This window comes from Thermococcus sp. M36 (genome assembly GCF_012027355.1).
Classification (GTDB): Archaea; Methanobacteriota_B; Thermococci; order Thermococcales; family Thermococcaceae; genus Thermococcus.
Map to the genome: position 1 here is coordinate 746852 of NZ_SNUH01000001.1, position 18130 is coordinate 764981.

At 58.0% G+C, this 18130-nt stretch carries 17 protein-coding genes; 9 read left to right on the forward strand and 8 right to left on the reverse strand.

Annotated features, from left to right (window positions below; translation table 11 throughout):
- Positions 1-2: 2 nt before the first annotated feature.
- The gene (locus tag E3E36_RS04295) at positions 3-452 is read left to right on the forward strand and encodes a universal stress protein (RefSeq protein ID WP_167894095.1); all 450 of its coding nucleotides are present in this window, start codon (positions 3-5) and stop codon (positions 450-452) included.
- On the opposite strand, the gene E3E36_RS04300 is transcribed toward E3E36_RS04295, so the two are convergent.
- Both E3E36_RS04300 and E3E36_RS04305 read right to left on the reverse strand, forming a co-directional pair.
- Entirely contained in the window at positions 449-703 is a 255-nt protein-coding gene (locus E3E36_RS04300) for a hypothetical protein (protein ID WP_167894096.1), read from the reverse strand. The genes E3E36_RS04295 and E3E36_RS04300 overlap by 4 nt on opposite strands.
- Positions 700-1209, reverse strand: coding sequence for an ArsR family transcriptional regulator (locus tag E3E36_RS04305; protein WP_167894097.1), 510 nt, complete (start codon positions 1207-1209; stop codon positions 700-702). The genes E3E36_RS04300 and E3E36_RS04305 overlap by 4 nt, the downstream gene beginning before the upstream one ends.
- An 82-nt stretch (positions 1210-1291) precedes the next feature.
- On the opposite strand from E3E36_RS04305, the gene E3E36_RS04310 reads away from it, so the two are divergent.
- The gene (locus E3E36_RS04310; RefSeq protein ID WP_167894098.1) at positions 1292-2653 is read left to right on the forward strand and encodes a TldD/PmbA family protein; all 1362 of its coding nucleotides are present in this window, start codon (positions 1292-1294) and stop codon (positions 2651-2653) included.
- Here the strand turns inward: E3E36_RS04310 and E3E36_RS04315 are convergent.
- Positions 2645-3208 (reverse strand): hypothetical protein, encoded by a 564-nt coding sequence (locus tag E3E36_RS04315; RefSeq protein WP_167894099.1) that lies wholly within the window; start codon positions 3206-3208, stop codon positions 2645-2647. The genes E3E36_RS04310 and E3E36_RS04315 overlap by 9 nt on opposite strands.
- Before the next feature lie 127 nt (positions 3209-3335).
- Between E3E36_RS04315 and E3E36_RS04320 the strand changes: the two genes are divergently transcribed.
- The 3 genes from E3E36_RS04320 to E3E36_RS04330 all read left to right on the forward strand — a co-directional run bounded on the left by E3E36_RS04320 (position 3336) and on the right by E3E36_RS04330 (position 7549).
- Positions 3336-4625: a TldD/PmbA family protein gene (locus E3E36_RS04320; RefSeq protein WP_167894100.1), complete on the forward strand. Its 1290-nt coding sequence runs from the start codon at positions 3336-3338 to the stop codon at positions 4623-4625.
- A gap of 68 nt (positions 4626-4693) precedes the next feature.
- A complete protein-coding gene (locus E3E36_RS04325) occupies positions 4694-5356 on the forward strand; it encodes a DUF257 family protein (RefSeq protein ID WP_167894101.1) in 663 nt (220 codons plus the stop codon).
- Positions 5357-5395: 39 nt separating this feature from the next.
- Positions 5396-7549, forward strand: a complete 2154-nt coding sequence (locus E3E36_RS04330) for an alpha-amylase family glycosyl hydrolase (protein ID WP_167894102.1) — start codon at positions 5396-5398, stop codon at positions 7547-7549.
- Between the two features lie 55 nt (positions 7550-7604).
- Here E3E36_RS04330 and E3E36_RS04335 read toward each other — a convergent pair whose 3' ends face one another.
- The 5 genes from E3E36_RS04335 to E3E36_RS04355 are packed head-to-tail and all read right to left on the reverse strand — an operon-like array spanning position 7605 to position 14856.
- Positions 7605-8441, reverse strand: a complete 837-nt coding sequence (locus tag E3E36_RS04335; RefSeq protein ID WP_167894103.1) for a hypothetical protein — start codon at positions 8439-8441, stop codon at positions 7605-7607.
- Positions 8438-9691 (reverse strand): DUF58 domain-containing protein, encoded by a 1254-nt coding sequence (locus E3E36_RS04340; RefSeq protein WP_167894104.1) that lies wholly within the window; start codon positions 9689-9691, stop codon positions 8438-8440. The genes E3E36_RS04335 and E3E36_RS04340 overlap by 4 nt, the downstream gene beginning before the upstream one ends.
- The gene (locus E3E36_RS04345) at positions 9688-10656 is read right to left on the reverse strand and encodes a MoxR family ATPase (protein WP_167894105.1); all 969 of its coding nucleotides are present in this window, start codon (positions 10654-10656) and stop codon (positions 9688-9690) included. The genes E3E36_RS04340 and E3E36_RS04345 overlap by 4 nt, the downstream gene beginning before the upstream one ends.
- Entirely contained in the window at positions 10653-11645 is a 993-nt protein-coding gene (locus E3E36_RS04350) for a hypothetical protein (protein WP_167894106.1), read from the reverse strand. Before E3E36_RS04350 ends, E3E36_RS04345 begins: the two co-directional genes overlap by 4 nt.
- Positions 11638-14856: a transglutaminase domain-containing protein gene (locus tag E3E36_RS04355; RefSeq protein WP_240911765.1), complete on the reverse strand. Its 3219-nt coding sequence runs from the start codon at positions 14854-14856 to the stop codon at positions 11638-11640. Before E3E36_RS04355 ends, E3E36_RS04350 begins: the two co-directional genes overlap by 8 nt.
- A gap of 115 nt (positions 14857-14971) precedes the next feature.
- On the opposite strand from E3E36_RS04355, the gene E3E36_RS04360 reads away from it, so the two are divergent.
- The 4 genes from E3E36_RS04360 (at position 14972) to E3E36_RS04370 (ending at position 18126) form a co-directional block, all read left to right on the forward strand.
- Complete coding sequence (locus tag E3E36_RS04360) at positions 14972-15748, forward strand: BtpA/SgcQ family protein (protein ID WP_167894107.1); 777 nt, start codon at positions 14972-14974, stop codon at positions 15746-15748.
- 139 nt (positions 15749-15887) lie between these two features.
- The gene (locus E3E36_RS13270; protein WP_255452954.1) at positions 15888-16019 is read left to right on the forward strand and encodes a hypothetical protein; all 132 of its coding nucleotides are present in this window, start codon (positions 15888-15890) and stop codon (positions 16017-16019) included.
- Positions 16016-17398: a hypothetical protein gene (locus tag E3E36_RS04365; protein WP_167894108.1), complete on the forward strand. Its 1383-nt coding sequence runs from the start codon at positions 16016-16018 to the stop codon at positions 17396-17398. The genes E3E36_RS13270 and E3E36_RS04365 overlap by 4 nt, the downstream gene beginning before the upstream one ends.
- A complete protein-coding gene (locus E3E36_RS04370; RefSeq protein WP_167894109.1) occupies positions 17395-18126 on the forward strand; it encodes a hypothetical protein in 732 nt (243 codons plus the stop codon). The genes E3E36_RS04365 and E3E36_RS04370 overlap by 4 nt, the downstream gene beginning before the upstream one ends.
- The last annotated feature ends 4 nt before the right edge of the window (positions 18127-18130 follow it).

Genomic DNA, 18130 nt, shown 5'->3' on the forward strand with positions numbered 1-18130 from the left:
TCATGAAGGTGCTCGTACTCATAGACGGCTCCAAGTGGAGCCAGAAGGCCGCTCTCCATGCAATAGCAGTGGCAAAAAGGAAAGGAGGAAAGGTCATCCTGTTCTCGGTTCTCGACAGGAGGGAAGCCAAGGCGATAGCGTTCAACATGGGGATACTCAGTCAGAACCTGAGGGACGTCCAGAGGTTCGAGGAGGAGATATGGAAGGACATGAAGAAGAGCATCAAGCACATAATGTCCAACCTCCTTGAGATGTGCCACAGGGAGGGCGTGAACTGCTCCCTCAAAATAGTCGAGGGCTCCGCCAAGGACAAGATACTCGAAGAGGCCAATTCCGGCGGCTACACCCTCGTTGTAATGGGTGCCTACGGCAGGAGCGGAAAGACGAGGATAGGGAGCCTCCTTGAGGACGTCGTGGGCCTGATCGAGCCCCCCGTGATGATAGTCCGCTAGCGCCTCCAGAGGGCCATGATGAACAGCACCAGCACGAGGATTTCAAGGGTTCCAACGGCTAGGCTCACGTCCCGCTCTATCCACGCGGCCAGGTGGAGAGTTTCTATGACCTTCTTTATTACCAAGAGGACGAACGCCACGAGCAGGTAGAGCGCAGCCCTCAGGTGGCTCTTTTTGTACGCTACAAAGGACACCCCCGCCAGGGTTAAGGCGAGAACCAGCGTTATGAGCGCCAGCACAGTCTCCATCATTCCCCATCACCCACACTAGCGAGGAGGTCTATCAGGCTGTCCGCGAGCTTCTCCCACAGGCTCGGGCGGTAGTCCCTGATTATCCTCGCCACGGTCTCAAGGTCGTAGGAGAGGGAGTACATCACACTCTTCCCGTCCCTCCTTGCCGATACTATTCCCAACCTGGCGAGCTCGCCCATGTGGTAGCTCACCGTCGGCTGGCTCAGACCCAGCGCCTTTGCTATCCCACTCTGGGTCATGTCCCTCTCCATCAGTAGCATCAGTATCTTCCTCCTCGTTTCCGTGGATATCGCTATGAGCAGCCTCTGGGCATCGCCCTCAAGACCCCTTGGAAACAGGTACCTCCTCCGGCCCACCTTCCTTGAGAACACTGCCCCCTCCTTTTCCAGGCGGTGGAGGTGGTACTGCAGGTCGCCTATGCCTATTCCAAGCTCCCTCGCAAGCTCCCTGAACGTTATCCCGGGTTTGTTCCTGATGGTCTCGAGTATCTCGTTACGTCTCTCCATGCCCAACACTTAAACCCTTGTGGTTCATCCCTCTATGAGAAGCCATATAAACGCTACCCCTTTTATGTCCATCGGTGGGAGAATGGAGACCCTCTTGAGAAGGGCGGAGGAGCTTGCGAGGCGCTACGGCATACCCTATTACGAGTTGAGGATAACAAGGGTAACTGCGTCCCACCTTGCCATGGAGAACGGCCAGCTCCAGGACCTCTCTCTCAACACGGAGATCGGGATAGGGGTAAGGGCGTTCAACGGTGCGTGGGGGTTTTCCAGCGCCAACGACATGAGCAGGGCCGAAAAGGCCATAGAAACCGCCATGAAGATAGCCAAGCTTTCCAGGGGGAGTTCGAGGATACACCTCGGTGACCCGGTTGTGGACAGGGCGGAGATAAGGCCAAAGAAGAGCGCCCTCGACGTGGACGTGGAAGATAAGCTCGCCCTGGTCAAAGAAGTGGACGCCCTCCTCAGGGGGAGGGGCATATCCAACAGGAGCGTCTCCTATGGAGACGGGATAAAGGAGCAGCTCTACTTCAACTCCCTCGGAAGCGAGATAGAGACCGTCGTGCCGAGGATAAGGATACGCTTCTCCGCGACTGCCAGAGGAGAGGGCGGGATGCAGCATTACTGGCGGTACTTCGGCGGAACGGCCGGCTGGGAACTGGTGGAGGGGATAGACTTCGAGTACTGGGCAGACTTCGTAAAGGGGATGGCCCTTTCACTCCTGAAGGCAAAGGCACCTCCGGCAGGCCGGTTTGACGTCATAACCGACCCCGAGCTGACAGGGGTTCTCATACACGAGGCCCTCGGCCACGCCGTTGAGGCCGACTCTGTCAAAAACGGCGACAGCATACTTGCCGGAAAGCTGGGGGAGAAGATAGCCGTTGACGGGCTCACCGTTGTTGACGACCCCACCATGCCAGGCAGGTTCGGCTCGTACATCTACGACGACGAAGGGGTTAGGGCAAAGCGCGTCGAGCTCATCAGGGACGGCGTCCTGGTTAGCTACCTCAACGACAGGGAAACGAGCGCGCTCCTTGGGCTAGAGCCCAACGGACACGGCAGGGCCCAGAGCTACAGCCACCAGCCCCTAGTGAGGATGAGCAACACCTACGTCGAGCCCGGTGACTGGAGCTTTGAGGAGATGGTCGAGGAAGTCAGGAACGGCCTCTACATGGTCGGAGACAGGGGCGGTCAGGTTGACACAGCCAGCGGGACGTTCACCTTCGGTGCCGCCTTCGGTTACATCATCAAGGACGGCGAGATAGGAGAGATGGTGCGGGACGTTGCCATGTCCGGGAGGATACTCGACGTCCTGAGAAGTGTGAGGGCAATAGGGAAGGAGCTGAAGGTGGAGTTCCCCGGTTACTGCGGCAAGGGGCAGATCGTCCCAGTTGATGACGGGGGGCCGCACCTGCTCACGAGGGCCCTCGTTGGGGGCCTAAGGTGAGGTGTTCTCGGTCGCCCAGGTTATTACCTCCACGACCGCCCAGCCCTTCCACCCTTCTTCCCCAGAGGCGACGATGTAGAGGTAGTAGGTCTTTCCGGGGGTGGCGTTTGCTGTGTTTATCTTTACCTCGAACGTCCCGTTCTTCCCGGGCTCGACTTCGAGGGTTTCAGGCGTTATCCCCACTTCTATCCCCGATACGGGCCGGAGCTTCGACTCCAGGCCGCTCCAGGAGCTGTGCCTCCCAGGTTCGCCGAGGTACGCCCTCAGCTCCACCCTTCCTCCATAGTAGCCGGTACTGGCTTCGCCCCCAGCAGATGAGACCCTGTACTCCTTCGCGAAGACGAGCCCCCTGAGCGTCACCGTCCGGTTCACGGGCACGACGATGCCGTAGTAGTCCCTCATATTGTCTCCAGTTCCGACGAGGACGTTGCCGGCGTTGAACTCCCCGTAGCCGGGAAAGTAAGAGGGGGAGGTCGTTCTCTCGCCCCAGCCCCCTATGCAGCCGGCTCCGGCTATGAGGATCAGGGCCACGAGGGCGAGTAGCTTCATTCTCATCTCAGCTCCTCCACGTTCCATTCCGCCCCCGAACGTTTTAACCCTTCCCACCGCTTCAACCCCGTTTGAAGTCCCGCGGGATGGAATACCTTTTAAGCCCCCCATGGAACTCCAGCCGGGTGGGCCGATGATAGACGAGCTGGTTAGGATACTCGAGAGAAAAAACGTGGAGTGGGAGCTCTACTGGGAGCGCGGGAGAGGGGGCTCCTTCAGGATAGAGCGCGAGAGGGTGGAGCGCTCCCAGAGGAAGTTCTACTCGGGGATAGGCCTCAGGATCGGCTACAGGGGGAAACTTGGCTTCTCCTACATAACCGGCCTCACCCACGACAGAGGAACCCTTGAGGACTTCGTCGAGAAGACCATCAAGCTGGCTAGGGTCAGTGAGGTGCCCTTCGTCGGGTTCCCGGACAAGAACAGAGCCCCAAGAGTGGGGGGCCTCTACGACAGGAGGATAGACGAGATACCATTCGAGGACGCCTACTCCCTGGCCCTCGACTTCGCCAGCACAATGAAAGAGCTCAAGGAGGGAGAAGGAGGCGTTACGCTCTCGGGATCCCTTGCCTTCGGAGTGAACCGTTACGGTGTCGCCAACTCGAACGGGGTTCATCTGGAGGAGCGCTCGACGGGCATGAGCGTCTTCGCATATGCAGTCATGGACCCCTCCGGGACGGGCTCGTACTACCAGTCGTACCGCACCATGCAGCCCTTCGGGGAGCTCAGGGATGCCATAGAGCGCGCCATCGAGGAGGCCAAGATGAGCAGGGAGGCGTCAAACATCGGGTCATACAGCGGAGAGGTCATCCTCGAGCCGGAGGCGTTCCAGGCCATCCTGGGCATCTTCCTTGAGAACGTGTTCGGGGACAGCGTCTACTACGGCCGGAGCCGCTTCTCCGAGGTGGACGTTGAGGTGGCAAGCGGGGAGCTGACGGTCACAGATGATGCAACGGTGGAATCCGGGACGGGAAGCTACTCCTTCGACGGAGAGGGCAGCCCAGGGTCAAGAACGGTGCTCATTGAAGGGGGCGTTTTAAAGTCCTTCCTCCTGGACGAGACCCACGCCCGGTTTCTGGGCATGACGAGCACCGGAAACGCCGTGAGGGACTTCAGGACAGCTCCCCACATCGGGACGAGCAACGTGCTGGTTGGGCCCGGAAGGGATGACCTGGAGGACATAAACGGGGTCTTCATCAGGAAGGTCTTCGGAGAACACACCGCTAACCCCATAAGCGGGGACTTCTCGCTCACCGTGGAGCTGGGCTACGTCATCCACGACGGCGAAGTCAGGCCGTTCAAGGGCAACATGCTCGTGGGCAACGCCTTTGAGTTCCTGAAGTCCCTGACCGCCGTTGGCAGGGACGTGAAAAGGATAGGCTCCTTCTGCTCGCCGAGGGTGGCAGGGAACCTGCGGATAGTCTGATGCACCTGCTTTTTCAATGGGGTAGGCTTTTATACCCCGCAGCCCTTAAAATAATTCGGTGAGCCGGCGTGGGGACTGTGGGAATCGCAGATGTCGTATCGAACATCCGCCCTGGAGAGACCGTCCTTCTGGAGTACACCCCCGTTTCCTCCCCAGAACTGCTGCTGTACCTGCTGCACCGCGCCTGCACCCGTATGGATATACCCCTCCTCATAGACGACGTCTCCGACACGTTTCCGGAGTACATAACGCGGCTCGAGATTGCGGGCATTTCCGTGGAAAGCCTCTTGGAGGTACCCGTCATAAAGGTGGGCGGGAGCAGGGGAGTGGGCAACGTCGTTGGAAGGGTTGAAGTGGACAAGTATTCGCTCGACTTCAAGTACTACGGGGAGATCTACGAGGGAGTGATCCCAGAGAAGGTCGTATGCAACCCAGTTCTCGGAATATACAAGCTCTTCATAGCGAGGGAAAGGCACGAGGTTATAAGGCTCGTGCGCAATATAGCCACGTTCGTCGGAAAGAAAAGCCGCTTTGCAATCTACTTCATAAACCAGGACGCTGTCGAGCGGAGGATACCAGAGATACTGCCCCTGCTGGAGGAAACAGCGACCACAGTTCTGAGGTGGGGCGTGGACGGGGGCACCTACCGCCTTGATGTCGCAAAGGCCCCCAGCCCGGAACTCCCCGGCTCCAGGATCCTGGTGAGCTTCAGAGACATCAGGGGGACGTGAGGTTTTTAAGCTTCTTATCTTATCACTTTTGGTGATATAATGAGGACATGGGTTGTGGTTGTGCTCATACTCCTGCTAACCCCTTTTGCTGGTGCATATCAGGTTCCCGAGAGGGGCGTCGTCTATCAAATCATGATTGACCGCTTCTACGACGGGAACCATAGCAACAACGACCCCTTCTACGACCCGGAACACAGAAACTACCGCCTATACTGGGGCGGTGACATCGAGGGGGTTACAGAGAAGCTCGACTACATCGAAAGCCTCGGCGTCTCGATGATATGGGTCTCTCCCCTCAACGACAACATCAACAGAATGGCCCACGGCTCAGCCCCATACCACGGCTACTGGACGAGGGACTATAAGCGCATAGAGGAGCACTTTGGAACTTGGGAGGACTTTGCTCACCTGGTTGAGGAGGCAAGGAAGAGGAACATCTGCGTCATAGTGGACTACGTTCCGAACCACGCCGGCCCTTCAACCGATGGGGAATTCGGCGCGCTCTACGACGACGGAGTTAAAATCACGGACTACTACGAGGACACGAAGAACGCGAGCGTGAACCCGATAACGGGAATCAGGGAGGGTATTTACCACCACAACGGCAACATATTCACCTGGGAAGGGATTCCGCTGAAATACGCCAACCTCTATGGCCTGGCGGATTTCAACCAGGGAAACCCGTGGGTCGATTCCTACCTCACCGAAGGGGCAAGACTCTTCGTGAAGGCAGGCGCCTGCGGCCTCAGGATCGACGCGGTGAAGCACATGGAGCTGGGCTGGCTGGAGAGTTTCTACCTCCAGCTCTACTCCGAAAAGCCTCTCTTCATCTACGGCGAGTACTACTCCCTCTCCACCGATAAAACCAGCGACCTCTACGAGCTGTACCGCTATTCCAACGTCTCACCAGTTCTCAACATCCCCATAAGGGAGGACATAGTGAGAACCTTTGGCTTCGTCGGGAGCTTTGAGACGCTCTCGGAGAAGCTTGAGGGTTATTACTCCCTCTTCGTTTATCCAAACAAGCAGCTGAACTTCCTCGACAGCCACGACCTCGTCCGTTTCCTCAACGCCGCGAAGAGGGACGACGCGGTGGAGCGCTTCCACATGGCACTGGCGTTGACGATGACCCTCCCGGGAATCCCGGTCATCTACTACGGCGACGAGAGCTACCTTGTGAGCAGGGACGGAAAGGGCGACCCATACAACAGGCCCATGATGGTCTTCAACAACACCACCGAGGCGGCCCGGATAATAAGGACCCTCGCGGAGCTGAGGAAAACCAACGACGCCTTGGCCCTCGGAGACTTCAAAACCATCTACTCCAACTACTCGGTCTGGGCCTTCGAGAGGGCCTTTGGGACGCACAGGCTGCTCGTCGTAATGAACAAAGGCTCGCCCGTTAGTCTGACCCTCAACCTCGACTGGCCCGACGGAACCTACATCGACGCCCTCTACGGAGCGGAGATAGCAGTTGAGAACGGCAGAGCGACCGTAACACTGCCTAGAAACAGCTTCTACGTCTTCCACATTGAGCGCGAGCAGGAGGAGCCTTTAATCGGTTCCTTAACCCCCTATGCGGCCCAGCCTGGCCAGGAAATCCTCATAGCCGGGGCAGGCTTTGGGAACGGTGGGAAGGTCTTCATCGGTGGCGTTGAGGCGGAAGTCCTGTCATGGAGCCCCGGCGAGATACTCGCCCGCGTCCCCGAAGTCAAAACACCAAAGGCCTGGGTTGATGTGGTTGTGGAAACCGCCGGAAAGGCCAGTAACGCCGCTAAGCTCCGCTACTACTCAGGCAACGAGGTTCCCGCACTGATGGCGATAAACGCGACGAACCTAACCGGCCAGCTCTGGATTGAGGGCAACATCTCGGAACTCGCCGAACCAAGGCCCCTCTTCAGATCATCGACGGGCTACTACTTTACAGTGGTGCCGTTGCCAAAAGGGGAACCGTTTTCGGTGAGGCTCTACAGGGGTTCTGCATGGGGAGAGCTCGAACCGCTCAACATCACCCTCTACGGAGTTGGCAAGAGAACCGTTGTTCTGACCGATGAACCCCCGGAGAAACCTGCACCAGCGTACACAACGAACACAGAGGATATTCCGCAGAAATCGGGGAGGTACGGGTTCTATGCCCTGGCCGCGATGGCTGCAATAACCCTGCTGTCAACAATCTGGAAGAAGAGGGGCTAAATTTGCTCCAGCGGTTTCTTCCTCTTTCCTCGTACGGGATCTGTTGATATTCCATTCAGCTTACGGGGTGGTACAGAACAAAGAGGGTGTCCCCGTCGGTGCTCTCCATCATGGGGACGAGGACGGTTTCACGACCTCCCTCCATGAAAACGACCCTTATCGGTCTCTTCTTAAGTTCGACCTCTATCCTGAGCACTCTCCACTCGAAGCCCGCGGAAGGAGAAACAGGGACAACCACCTCCCCGTCCCGCAAGGTTATCCTCACCTCACCGCCCGCGGCCGGGGGCTCCACCTCCACAGCAGCGACCACTCTCCTATATCTGCCAGACCCAGCCGTGCCGTAGGAGACCGCCAGCCCCGTGGCCAGCATCAGAAAGGGCAGAACCACGCCGGCCAGGGCAACTCCCGCGGCCTCAGCGATGGCAAACACCGCAAAGGACAGGAGCATGGACGCAATAAAGGCCGGAAGGCCGTATACCAGCACCCTAACACCCGTCCCCTCTCTTCCCAGCGCCAGAAGTGCCCTCTCCCACTCGTCGGTGGTCTCCACGTACTCCCCCAAGATACCCAGAGATACCAGCAGGAACAGCACCCTCTCGTCCGAAAAGTACGGGCTCCCCGTTATCAGCGACCCCAGCTCCTGGTAGGCGCTCGGGAAAGCCACAGGAAGGAACTGGGAGAGCGCTATAGTGAACGGGACTGTGTACAGGACAACCGACGTAAAGACCACCCTTCCAGCGGAACGGCTGGACAGGAACACGCCCATCAGGACAACCGCCAGGGAGACCCCCAGTACCCTCCCTACCCCAGGGAAGATGCTCGAATATGCCAGCGCGGTCAGGGCTATCACCGGAACGACCACAGAAAGCTTCACCAGTGTGAGGGCCCTCATTTTATCTCCCCCATCAGCCTGCTGAGCATGCTCCCTACGTCCTCCTTCTCCACGACCCACCTGACGACGTAGGCCCCAGTTTCTCCGAGCTCCCCCGAAATGAACCTCTTCTCCATCTCCAGGAGGGTGCCCGTGTGAGGGTCAAGGGCGGAGTAGACGGACACGTCCACCACCACTGGCTTCACACTCCCCCTGCTGACGGCCATCAGAGAGAGCAGGCCCTGTTTAGTGTCCTCCCTCTGACCCTCAAGAATGTTAGACACGTAGACGACGAGGGGCGTGTACTGCACCAGGGTTCGCCTCATCCTTTCCACGGCCTCCTTCAGGCGCTCCTCCCCGGTCTTGACCCTCTCAAAGTCCACCATGGCCTTAACAATCTTGTGGAGCTGCCTTGGCCCTGTAGAGGGGGGTATAAACTTCTTCGCCCCGAGAATGTACAGTCCGACGTGGTAGTCCCTCCTGAGAAAGCCGCGCGCCATCGAAGCGACAAGGTTCATCGCGTGCTCATAGGGGCTTTCGCCCTCCACCCCAACCTTCATCGAGTCCCTTGCGTCCACTATGAAGACCACCGTCTTCTTCCCCTCCCTCTCAAACTCGTTCACAAGAACCCTGCCCGTCCTGGCAGTCGCCTTCCAGTTGATGAGCTTCATAGGGTCACCAGTCTGGTACGCCCTTATCTCCCTGAAGTCCGTGGAGAGGGGGCCCCTTATGGAGAAGCTGGTCTCGGGGACGTTTATCTTTGCCCTCCTCCTCACACCCCTGAGCGGGATGCCCCTGACAACCGCGGGGATCGCCCTCAGCTCTATCTCATCGCCGTAGAGGCCCCAGAAGTAACGTACACCTAGGGGATTTCTCGTGGTCACCTCACTCTTCGGAAGGACGTAGGTGCCCCTCAGGACTGGCCTCACGGTATAGCTGTAGCTGACCTCCAATGGCCTGAAGCCCTTGAAGAAGACACCCACATTGCTCCCCCTCGTTACGGCCACGTTCCCGGGCAGGCGGTCGCGGACGACCACTATGCCAACGCCCCTCTCCACGCGGAGCCTGACGGACACCTCCACCTCCTCCCCCGTCCTCACCTCAGTCCTTGAGACTGTTCTCCTCAGAGAGATGGCACCGGGAGGATCCATGAGCATTCCCGCCGCGAGCAGGGAGAGGGGAATCACTGCCACTCCCACCATTCCCGGGGAAAGGAACAGCACTCCCGTGAGCAGTGCCCAGAGCAGGTATCCGAAGAGCACCCTCCTCATGACCCATCTCCCTTCGGCACGGGTGTTTTTTCTAGGGCTTCTCTCACGACGTCCTCACCAGTCAACCCCTCAAAAGCATACTCCGGCTTAATCACAACCCTGTGAGCCAAAGCATCAACCGTATAAGCCTTAACATCATCAGGCAGGACAAAATCCCTTCCCTCAAGCAACGCGTTGGCCTTCGCAACCTTCATCAGCGCAATGCCCCCGCGGGGGCTTGGTCCAGCCTCAACACGCTCATCCGCGCGAGCATTCCGCACCAGGTTTACAATGTACCTGACAACATCCCTGCCGATGAAGATCCCCTCCTCCACCAAATCCTGCATCCTAACAAAGGTTTCCCTGTCAATAACCGGCCTCAAGTCGACCGTCGGGTCGTCCTTCCCCCAGGTCAAGCGAGCCTCAAGAATTGCCACCTCATCCTCCAAACTCTTGGGATAACCAACGCGCAGGCGGAGGAGGAAACGGTCAAGCTGGGCTTCAGGCAAAGGATAAGTCCCCTCGAACTCAATCGGGTTTTGAGTTGCAATCACGAAGAAGGGGCGTTCGAGAGGGAAGGTTTCCCCTTCGATGGTGACCTGCCGCTCCTCCATGGCTTCGAGCAGTGCCGATTGAGTCTTTGGCGGGGCCCGATTAATCTCATCTGCCAAAAGCACATGTGTGAAGATTGGGCCCTTGATGAGTTCGAAGGTTCCAAGGTTCTGCCGCCAGACTTTTGTCCCCAGAATGTCCGCTGGTAGTAAGTCTGGAGTGAATTGGACTCGCGTGTACTTTAAGCCAAGAACCCTTCCAAAGGCTTTGGCTAAGAGCGTCTTGCCCAAGCCCGGGTAGTCCTCGAAGAGGACATTCCCATTCACCAGAGCAGCCGCAAGAGTCTTCCTGATAACGGCCTCGTTACCAATGTAGACTTCCCCTATCCTTTCGACTATCTCCCCAAGTATTCCAGATGCCTCCTCAACCTTCATCGCTCCCACCCCATAAGCCTTCTCAGCTCCCCAAAAACCTCCTCAACTATCCTGGCCCTCCTTTCAAGCTCCCTCCTCTCGTAGTGGCGCCGTATCCAGACCGGCGTCAGGAGGGACGTTTTCTTTCCCTCATAGTCGGCTATCTTTGAGACCAGCCTCCCAAAGTCCTCCCTGTCATCGAAGAGGGGCGCACCGTAATATGTGATGAACGTTATCAGGGGACCCCTCTTGCCCCTTATAACGAAGTCCTCCACGGCCTCTCTGGCCCTCGCCAGCTCTGACCCAGTCTTCTCAAGAACTCTGCTCTCATGCCGCCTCCACTGGGAGAGGAGGTACTCCTCAGGATCCTTCTCAACGATGTAGGAGTAGACCACCGCCCCCGCGGCCGCCACCCCCAGAACCATCACCAGCCACTCCCCGTAAAATACAAGTTCGGGGTGACTCCTCCCCAGACTGCCCCTCACCGAAACGTAGAGGCCCAGGATCCCTCCCAGCACCCCTATCCCGATGATGTTCCTCTCGATCATCTCGGCCCAGGGATGGCCCCTAACGCTGAGCTCCGAGGCGAGGTACGCCACAAAGACCGAAGCGCCCGCGTACAGGAAAACATCCCCAAGAACCAGGAGAGGCCCAATTCCCGACAGTGCATACATGGCCAGAAAAATCCCAGCCCCCCTCACAGTGCGCTGATACTTTTCGAGCCTCGGGGCGACGAGTGCACTGCCAGCACCCAGTATCAGAAGGGACATCTGCACCCTCCATTCCGGGAAGGGCAGCATGGCGATGGGCGCGGAGAGGCCGGCAACGCGGATCAGCAGGGCCCACCCGGTGTTCCCAAGGGACTCCACAATGTCCGCCCCCGTCATGAGGACGACCCACAGGAGAGCGGGTACGGCCAGGCCCCCCACGCCCACCTGCCGGGAGACAGCGTATGCGATCGAAGCTATGCCTGCGTAGATGAGAATCCTCCCCCAGTTGAGCCTAAACAACGCACTCACCCCCGGTCAAAGTTAGGACAGCGCGGTAAAAGCGTATGAACTCCGAGCGTGATATCTCAAGCGGGCTGTACTTGGCCCTCTCGAATATCTCGGTGAGGGTGTCTACGGGCTCCCACGGGTACATCCTCCCCGTCAGCTCGGCGGCTATTTCCCTCGGCGTCATTCCATCCACCTCCACCCCTGCATTCCTGGCCCACGGCAGGAAGCATCTCTCATAGTACTCTACGACCGCGTCGTTGTACCTGCCGACGACCCTCACCCGGGCTGCCTCCACGAGATCCCCGCAACGGGCCTCCACTGTGTGTTCACCAGGGGAGAGAACCAGCCTGAAGTCCCTCCCCCTACCCACAGACTTTCCGTCCACGTACAGCTCCGGTACCCCGTCGCACTCAACAGTGAGCTCAACTACCTCCCCGTCTCTGAAGAGTGGGACTCCGTTGTTGAAGATTATCTTGAGTATCCTCTCCTCCCCGGCGGCCCCGGCCCTCTTTCTGGCCAGGCGGTATCTGAGCAGCACCGCCGCGATTACTAAGAGCGCCCCAATATACAGCCACGGGACACTCCTTTTTGGTGAGATAACGACGTGAAAAGTCTCGTTCACCGGGAGATAGTAGCGGGTGCCCCGGAAAACAACGGTCACCGTTGTGTTGGTGCTCCTTTCAGGGACGGGAACCGTTAGAACCGCCACGCCCGATCCGTTGGTCTCCAAGGTGAAAGCCGTCCCGTTGAGCCACACCATGACCGGGACGTTCTGGAGGGGGTTTCCATCCCCGTCCATAAGGCGGAACACGAGCCGCGCAGTTTCCTCCCCGCTGGCCGTCGGCGTCAGGAGCTCCACCCGGACGGGGGACATGACGACCACCGTGTTCCTGCCAAGAACGTTTGCACCATGGCGGAAGTCCACCGAACGCTCTCCAACGGTCTGGAAGGGCTCCAGGACGAGGCTGAACGTTTCGTTCACAACCCTCACAGTGTAGCTCTTTCCCGGAAAGACGTACGCCGTTATGGTGCCCCCCTCCAGTCCAATGACCCTCCCCCTGATCTCCACGGGCTTTCCAACCTCCGTCTCCACCCTTTCCGGGACGTCCATCCTCACAGTGAAGACATTCACGACCCCACCGGCCGCCGAGTAATTGGCACTGCCACCGTAAACCAGCCGGAGGGTGTGGCGCTCTATGCCCGAAACATTAAGCTCTATCGAGAACCTCCCGTCATCGGTCGTTTTTACTGTGCCGGAAGGAGTCCCGTCCACAAAGTACTCAATGGTGGCGTTTGCTATTGCCCTCCCGTCCCCGCCAACAAGCTCGCCCCCCACCAGAACCCGTCCCGGCCTTGAAACGACAGTGTCCGGAACCTTCAGCTCGGCCAGCCCCTTGACCGGAACGTTCACCGTGGAGCGGTTGGGGAGGTATGGGCTTCCTGTCGGGGGGATGTACTCAGCGGTGATCCCGTACGTCCCAGGAGGCAGGCTTTTAGGGAGCCGTCCGCTGATCGAGAAGGATCCGTCCCCGCTGACGTTGGCATACCCAAGGATAACCAGCCTGCCCCCGCTGACGGTGTATACCAGCACATTCCCTTTCCCAAGGGACGTCTCCCCCGCCTTCACGTACCCTTTAACCAGCAACTCCTTTCCAGCGGTGCCCTCCTGCGGAGACGAGAGAACCACACGGGACGACTCGGCCACCAGGACAGGGATATAAAGATCGAAGGCCCCATTTCCGGACACGAAGGAGAATTTCTCGATCCTCCAGCCGAGCTCCGAGTCTCGCCCGGCAAGCAGCCCTATGCTCATCCTCCTCCCCCCGATGGAGAGGGCCATGTAGAACAGTTTAGAGCTGCTTCTCACGGCGGGAATGCTCTCGGAGCCGTTTACATCCACGTCAAGCCAGCTCTGGCCCCCACGGAGAAGTGTCACCTGTTCCGCCTCCGGAAAGACAGTGAGATTTCCCGGAACCGTCACGGGGACGAATCTAACGACCCTGAACGGATACCCCCCTGCCGAGGCGTTGATCATGACGGGGTAATAGCCCGGTTCGGTGAAACCGCCCACCTCCACAGAATAAACACCGGCACGGTCGAAGGCCGCAAGAATCCTGCCGTCGGGGGATTTAACCGTTACCGTGGCGTTTATCCCTCTAGCCACCCTCATGAGCTTCAGTGTCAGGGTGCCGTTCTCACCGGGCCCAAGGGTCATTCTGTCCGGGGAAACCGAGAGCTCAAACGGCACGAAAATATTAGGATCCGGGTGGAGGGGGTCGAAGGTCAGCCAGCCGGTCTCCCTGAAGTAGACCTCCGCCCAGTAGTGAATGTTCCTCTCGGTCACCACCTGGGCCTGCGGAACCGCGTCTATGTAGAGGCCCTCAACCAGCCTCGCGGGGAGGCCGCTCATCCTCGCGAGTATCACGAAGGCCGATGCAAAGTCATAGGAACTGCCCTCCCCAGACTCAAAGAGAAACCACTTCAGCCTCTCATACCCCTGCGGGGCAGATGTGTTCTCGCTGTACTTGTAGTGCCGGGAGAGGTAGCGCATTATGGCGAGGGCCTTCAGGTAGTCCGAGCCAGCGTCGGCCGTTATCATCTCGGAGAGGTTCATGAGCTCCGGGTCGTCTGGAACCACAAGGTACTCGCTCTGATTGCCCGCGGTAACGTTCAGGAGGTACGGCCAGTCAAAGGTGAACGCCACAGAGGAAAAGGAGTAGGACGTCAGGTTGAAGGCCGTCCGGAACAGGTTGTAGTCGGGCACGGCCTCCACGCCAACGGCGTTCACCCTCACAGTGTAGAGGGAGGTGTAAAGGTTTCCCCGGAAGGGAGAAAAAAGCGTGATGGTGACGCTGTCCCTCTCAGCGTGGTGGGGTATGGCTACCTCCGGCGGCGCCACTGCGCTCTGCGGGATGGACGTGGCGTTCCGAGTGACCCACGTGCCATTTACGTAGTCAGTGTACACCACCCTCCGGAGGTAGTGAGTGTGGGCCGCCCCGGCCACTATCATCGTGAACCGGGGCTTCACTGGGACGGACGGTGAGGGAAGGGTTCCGTCAGTATCGTTGCCAGGGGAAAGTGTAGGAAAAAGGAGCTCGTCCAGAGACGGGGTCTCTGGAGGCACAACTATAAGAAACCGGCTCAGCACGGTGGAGGCTACGAGCATCGAGAGCAGGACTAGCATGAAAAAGGCAACGTACTTCCGCCTCACCATGATGTGCATTACTTCTTCCACGTGTTATATAAGGCTTTTCATTAATGTAAAAGTTTGTACATCCGTGCGTCCCACGATACAAAACCCTTAACTACCCCACTGACGTCTCATCTCCGGTGGTACTATGGACTTCGAGAGAAAACCCCTCATAGGGATGGTTCATCTGAAACCGCTTCCCGGTTCCTACCTCTACGACGGTGATCTGGACGGGGTGGTTGAAGCCGCCCTGAGGGATGCGCGGACGATTGAGAAAGCGGGCTTCGACGCGATAATGGTTGAGAACTTCGGCGACGTGCCCTTCCCGAAGTACGTTGACAAGACCACCGTCGCGGCCTTCACGGCAGTCGCTAAGGCCCTCCGGGACGAGATCTCCCTCCCGCTCGGAATAAACGTCCTCAGGAACGACGGGATTGCGGCTTATTCGATAGCCTACGCGGTCAAGGCAGACTTCATAAGGGTGAACGTCCTCAGTGGCGTCGCCTACACGGACCAGGGAGTTATAGAGGGCATCGCCCACGAGCTTGCAAAGCTTAGGAAGCTCCTCCCCTCAAAAATCCAGGTCTTTGCCGACGTCCACGTCAAGCACGCCGTTCACTTCGCTGAATTTGAGGACTCTCTGAGGGACACGGTTGAGAGGGGCCTGGCCGATGCTGTGGTTGTAAGCGGGAAAGCAACGGGGAAGCCCGTCGATGTTGGGAGGCTCGCGCTGGCGAAGAAGATCTCCCCGGTCCCGGTTATCGTCGGCTCTGGAACCACCTACGACAACCTTCCGGAGCTCTGGAAGCACGCGGACGGCTTCATAGTCGGCACATGGATAAAGCGCGGTGGAAACGTCGAGAACGAGGTTTCTCTAGAACGAACTAAAAAGCTCGTCGAGTTGGTGAAAACGCTTCGCTCATGAAGGAAATTTGCTTTATAAATTCCTTCCTCGAATTTTCTTTTCCGAAAGTCTTATTACCCAAGAATGCGTAATATGTTAAAAAGCAGGCCCTGTCCCGCTTTTCTTTTCCGCGAGATGGGTTTCACCCGGAAGTGATTACATGCCTCCCGAACCCCTCACGGGCTTCAACGTTCTTGGCCCCTTCCTCGGGCTTCTCCTGGCTATAGGAGCAGTCGGGATGTTTCTTCTCCTCGTGAGGTGGTTTCTGAGGCTTCTACGGAGGTTGGTATGATGTTCAAGAACCTGGCCCTTTTCCTGGGAGTTACGCTCTTACTTGCCTTACCCGTTTCTGCCTCCCAGTTTCCGGATCAGTTACCCTCGATAACGAAGGAAGAGGCTAAATCCCTCGGTCTGATGCTCACATTCAGCAACGGGGCGACGCATTCAAACTACGTCCTGTTTTACCAGGACTTCATGTGCGCCAACCACGACCCGGACAGCGGCAACTACATAGAGGTCACGATAGTTTACTACACTGACAACGGAGCGGTGGAGCAGTTCAACTGGTTCGTCAAGATGGGAATGAACTACACTGACAGCGAGTACGATATATGGGATCCCGACATGGGCAACATAGGAAAGGAGTACACCCACTACGAGTTCAGCGGCGGGGCGAACTATGCCGATTTGAAAGTCGTGCATGGCAGGGAGTACTTCGACGGGTACAGCTTCATATCGGTCGACCACACCTACGAGGCCCTGGTCAACGACCACTACTGGGTGACGTCGAAGGCCGTCTACGTTAAGGGAACCACCGCATGCAACCTTGAGGGACTCGCCCCGGTTCTGCTCAACATGTACCTGGAGAGAATCCCCAACAGCACGATGAGGGTTCCGGTGAACTCCTCGGTCGCCGTCCCGGGGAGCTCGGAAGGTTCATCTAAGGGCTTGAGTCCCGAAGCTGCCAAACGGATGGATGAAAACATCGAGGGGCTCAAGAGCCTCGGTGAAAACTGGGGAGGCTTCATGGTCATCAAAACGCCGAGGGGAGACGTCGTCAAAGTCGTCAACTCGAAGGCCGATTACACCGGCGATAGCTCCGCCCTCGGCTGGAAGACCAAGTACTATGGCAACAAGGCGCTCGATGCCTTTATCGACCAGGTCGCCAACTACCTCCCTAAGCCCCTGGGCCTCTTCAAGGACTACTTCAAGGCCGACAAGGACATCAACGTCTTCTCCGATAGCGAGGCGGTGAAGAAGACCGCCAAGGACCTGCACGTGGACGAGAAGAGCGCCTCGTTCTACAACGACATGTCTGACATAGAGAACCGCGAGAAGGCCCTCTCACCATACAAGAACGCCGTCCCGTCGAACATCGAGACGAAGCCGATAGAGATAGTTCTCAACTCGATGGGAGTTGCCATAAAGAAGACGCTCGCCCAGGACTACAGGTGGGAGTTTGAAACCACCGCGAAGATTGCCGTCCGCTACAAGAAGGCCGGGCTGAAGTACCGCGACATAATCAGGAACACCATCGATGAGATGAGGGACACCACGACCGGGATGCACCGAGTCAACATGATGGACAGGAACTCCAAGGGCGACTTCAAGGATCAGGAGGCGAGGATACGCTTCTACATAAACAAGCTCTACGAGGAGGGGGTAATATGAAGGGGAAGCTGCTCCTGGTACTCCTCCTAATCGCGGGTGCCTACCTGTACCTCAACTGGGACTTTCAGATTCCAGACGACCTGAGTCCCAAGGGGGTCATAGACACGGCCAAAAACATGACGAACAACCTTGGTGAGACCTCCACCACCACGGAAACCCCCTTGGAGGAAACGGGCACCGATTTAGCCGGGAACGTCAGCGTGGTTAGCTCCGGCAACTGGACGGTTATACACTTCGAGACGAGCGTCATCGACGGGAGCCTTCTTGGTGCCCTCTACACCCTCGCGGAGAAGGCCCGCGAAAACGGCTCCGAGAACATCAGGGTCGAGGCTTACTTCGGGGACGAGCCGGTAATCGCGCTGACGGTCAAAAACGGTGACCTCGACAACGCGGCCTTCGAGGACATTAGAAGGCCGGAGTTCATGATTGAGAACGACCTGGGCCTCTTCGACGTCATCGTGCACAACGTGACGGTCACGAACGACACAGCGAGCGTTTCCCTTGAGTATTTGGCTGATGAGGACTCCTTCTGGAGGGACTACGCCAGGATGAGTCTCGCCATTCTGGAGGACGCCCCCTGGGTCGAGAGGGTGGAGATAGTATACCTCGGCGAGAGGAACGTCAGCGTTTCCGTTTCCAGCGGCGACCTGCTGAAGGCCCTCTCCGGGGAGCTCTCGCCGGAGGAGTTCGCGAACTCAATAAGCATTTCTGAAATCGGAAAACCATGAGGAG